This is a genomic window from Caulobacter sp. P1_B12_2, from assembly GCF_056406675.1.
Map to the genome: position 1 here is coordinate 1 of NZ_JBFTZS010000422.1, position 4,018 is coordinate 4,018.

Genomic DNA, 4,018 nt, shown 5'->3' on the forward strand with positions numbered 1-4,018 from the left:
GTACCAGGCCCCGCACGCGATAAGCACTTCAGCTCGCCCTAGCAGGTGTTCGATCTGCCGTTCGCTTTCGGCTATGACGGTCTGCCCCTTCGCGACCTGAGCGGTCATCGCGGTGATGTTCCGGCCGTTCTCCAGTTCGTTGGTGGTGTCGACCAGGGACAGCAGATTGGTGGCGCGCTTCGACAGGCGCTCGACGCGAATGCCGATGCGGTCGATCGCATCGAACTCGTGAAACACCCGGCGTCGCATGAACTCGTCGTAGGTCTGGCATCCCTCGATGCGTTCGACCTCGAGATCCATCAGGGTCTGCTTGTAGCTTTGCGCCATCAGCCGGGCCCGGTTGATCCTGTAGCTGAGGCCGCCGGCGGTGTCGGACCCCAGACTGTTGAGCGCTTGGAAGAGCTCGTTGATGTCGTCGCGCGACACGCGTCCGTCGCCTTGAGTCTGCAACCGAAAGATCTCATCCAGCCGCGCGCCCAAGCCTCGTAAATCCTGCCCGGCGCGCTTGATCAGCCGCAGATCACGAAGCGCCATCATGCGCATGCCCGCCAGTTCGTGCAGCCGGTAGACCAACCGACCGATCTGCCAGCGATTGAACGGCGTCTCGACCTTGCTGCCGGGCCGGATGCGTGTGGCGCCGAGCCCATTGGTCATCACCAGGAAGCGCACCACGCCGGAACCGACCCTCGGCGGCGGCGATCGACGCCGGGCGATGCCGACCCCCAGGTCGCCGAACGCCGACACGAAGATCGCACGCCCCCGGATCAGCTTGTTCATGACGAATTCGACGTCGCTGGCCTCGGCGTGAGAGGCGCGCACCAAGGGCCAGGCGCGATGCAGGGCTTCTGCGGCTTCGTCGGCATTGAAGCCCGGCACGACGTTCAAGAAATCGTAGGGCAGCGGATCCGGCCCCGCCAGACGCTGAAAATTGGCTTCGTCGCCGATGTTCAGCACTAGGCCGCGCACATCGACGAACTTCTCCCAGGCCTTGCCGGCCTTGGCGATCGTCTGATCGATCTCCAAGCGCTGCATGAACGTCGTCCAGAAGTGCTCGTAGAGATAGTCGGTGTGCTCGCGTAGCAGGGTCCGATCGCCGTCGGGCGACAGCAGTCGCGGCATGTCTTCGAAGGCTTGCTTCAGCCGCCCGGCGGCCTCGACGGCCCACGCGCCTGGCAAGACGTAGAGTTCGTCGCCAGGCGCCTTGGACAGATCGATCATGAAGCTGGCGGTCACCGATTCATGATTGCGCGAGAAGATCGCCTTGCCGATCAGTCCGCCGAACTCGAATTCAATCGGAATGAAATGGTCCGGCAGATCGCTCACATGGCTGTCGACGAAACTCTTTCGCCGCGCCTCGGGAATGCCCAGCAAGCTCTGAAAGCGCAGGATGGCGGCGCCGATCTCGACGTAGGCCGCGGCCAGGGCGGCGCGATCGCTTTCGATGTGGCCGCGTGCGCTGTCGCCGCTGCTTGGCGGGATCTGATGCCAGAAGCCGATATGAGCGGTGATGGCCGGCGCGCCGCACGGTCTCGGCGCGCGTCGGTGGGACTGCCTCGCGGCCTCGATGAGTGGACTTTCGGCATGCATCACGGTCCTCCCCCAAGGTTGCGTGGCGAGTGATGATTAACAGCACAGCTTTCACGTGCAAAGCCCCGGACGACATCTTTCGTCCCAACCGGCGGCAAGAGACGCAAAACCCTTCTCCAAACCCTGATAAGGCCGGGCATGGTCGGAAGGTTTTGCTTGAGATCGCGTCCTAGACTGTCGGCATGAAGAGCCACGACATGGCGGCCGGTCCGCCACCCGGAGCCGCGCCCGATTGGACGATCGACCAGGGCTGGGAAGACTACACCCAGGCCGAGCACGACGTCTGGATCACCCTCTACGAGCGCCAGACCGCCCTGCTGCCGGGCCGGGCCTGCGACGAGTTCCTGCGTGGGCTCGACGCCCTGGACCTGCATCGCTCGGGCATCCCCGACTTCAAGCGGATCAACGAGGAGCTTCAGCGGCTGACCGGCTGGAGCGTGGTGGCCGTACCCGGGCTGGTGCCCGACGAGGTGTTCTTCGACCACCTGGCCAACCGCCGCTTCCCCGCCGGCCAGTTCATCCGCAAGCCGCATGAGCTGGATTACCTGCAGGAGCCCGACATCTTCCACGATGTCTTCGGCCACGTGCCGATGCTGACCGACCCGACCTTCGCCGACTACATGCAGGCCTATGGCCAGGGCGGGCAGCGAGCGCTGGGCCTGGGGCGACTAGCCAGCCTGGCTCGCCTCTATTGGTACACGGTCGAGTTCGGCCTGATGGAGACCGAGGCCGGCCTGCGCATCTATGGGGCCGGCATCGTCTCCTCGCGCACGGAGTCGATCTTCGCCCTCGACGATCCCTCGCCCAACCGCCTCGGCTTCGACCTGGAGCGGGTGATGCGCACGCCCTATCGGATTGACGACTTCCAGCAGGTCTATTTCGTCATCCCGTCGATCCAGACGTTGCAGGAGGTCACCCTGCGCGACTTCGGGCCGCTTTATGATCGCCTGGCCGGCGCCAGCGACCTCGGCATCGCCGAGATCATCGACGCCGACCGGGTTGTCACCACGGGCAGCCAAGCCTACGCCAAGACCGGAGGACGGCTGGCCTCGGCGGCGGGCTGACCCTTCAGGCCGAACAGGATCCGCACCCCGGGAACGCGCCGGACGATCTCGTAGGTCGCGAAGCAGCCGGCGAAGGTCAGGGTGATCAGGATCCCGGCCTCCAGCGGCTGGGGCAGAGCCAGCTTGGCCAGATGGTGCRCCATCACCACGATCAGGGTCTGGTGGACCAGGTAGAACGGAAACACGCCCAGGGTCAGGTAGCGCAGCGCCGGCCCGCCGCGGTTCAGATGCTTGGCGCCGAAGCCCAGGATGGCGACGATCGCGCACCAGGCGTCGGTCGCCTGCACGAAGCGCATGGCCAGCTTCAGCTCCGGTGACGGGATCGGCGTGTCGCCGCGATAGGTCCAGACAAAGGCCGCCCAGCCGGCATAGGCCGCGACCGCCAAGGCCAGGGCCGGCCAGCGCGCGGCGGTCAGGCGTTCACGCAGCATCTCGGACTTGGCCAGGCCGAAGCCCAGCAGGAAGGCCGAGAAAGACACCGCGTGCAGATAGTGGTCGCCGACCAGGGCGTGGGTCTCGCCGTAGCGGACATAGAGCGTGGCGCGCAGCAGGCCCAAAAACAGGACCGGCCCGGCGATCAACCACGGCCCCTTCAGGATCCGCTCAGCGCCGGCTTGCAGATGCTCGCCCAGCCGACGCCAGACCACCAGCAGAGCCGCCAGCGCCAGCGTATAGAGGAACAAATAGGCCACGAACCACATGTGGTTATAGGTCGGGGTGATCAGACACCCAGCCGGGCTGCACCAATGGCCCGAGGCGGTCATGTATCGGGTCCAGAAATTGTCGACCGTCAGCGACGTTCCCGGATGGGCGGCGATGTATTCGACCACCTGATAATAGGACTGCGGCGGCACGATCACGACCATCGCGAACAACAGAGGCGGCAGCAAACGGGCCACCCGGGCGCCGGTCAGTTTCCCGACCGTGGTCTTGTCGGCCATGAACCGTGTCGCCGCGCCGGAGACGAGGAACAGCAGGGTCAGGCGCCACGGATTGGTCAGCAGCATGACCGGTTCCAGCGCCTCGACCGGATGAGGCGACTTCACGTGCCACTCCCAGGGCACATAGAACATGCCGACGTGATACAGAATCAACAGGAAGAACGCGCCGACCCGGATCCAGTCGAGGTCGTAGCGGCGGTCAGGGATCGAAGCGGTCGAAGTCATGACGAGGCGTCCGGCTTGAAAAACGATGCGAACGTCGTGACCCGGACCATAGCCGGGGACCAAGAGCCCGGGGACCGACGGCCGCCGGCAGGGACGAACGGAAAATCCTCAGGGACAATCGGCGGCTTTTTAGGGCTGAGCGGCGAAGAGCGTCAGGGCCTATGGCGCGCCTGGCTGTTGGGCGTCAGCCTGATTTCGTGC

At 65.2% G+C, this 4,018-nt stretch carries 3 protein-coding genes; 1 reads left to right on the forward strand and 2 read right to left on the reverse strand.

What is annotated here, in order from left to right; translation table 11 throughout:
• A partial coding sequence (locus AC1DZ6_RS20615; RefSeq protein ID WP_477099001.1) for a DUF3422 family protein occupies positions 1-1,587 on the reverse strand: 1,587 nt, incomplete at its 3' end.
• A gap of 182 nt (positions 1,588-1,769) precedes the next feature.
• Between AC1DZ6_RS20615 and phhA the strand changes: the two genes are divergently transcribed.
• A complete protein-coding gene (gene phhA / locus AC1DZ6_RS20620) occupies positions 1,770-2,651 on the forward strand; it encodes a phenylalanine 4-monooxygenase (RefSeq protein WP_477099002.1) in 882 nt (293 codons plus the stop codon).
• Here the strand turns inward: phhA and AC1DZ6_RS20625 are convergent.
• Complete coding sequence (locus tag AC1DZ6_RS20625) at positions 2,609-3,817, reverse strand: acyltransferase family protein (RefSeq protein ID WP_477099003.1); 1,209 nt, start codon at positions 3,815-3,817, stop codon at positions 2,609-2,611. The genes phhA and AC1DZ6_RS20625 overlap by 43 nt on opposite strands.
• Positions 3,818-4,018 lie beyond the last annotated feature (201 nt).

Coding starts and splice junctions, on each gene's coding strand:
- phhA (WP_477099002.1), top strand. CDS start 1,770: ATGAAGAGCCACGACATGGCGGCCGGTCCGCCACCCGGAGCCGCGCCC.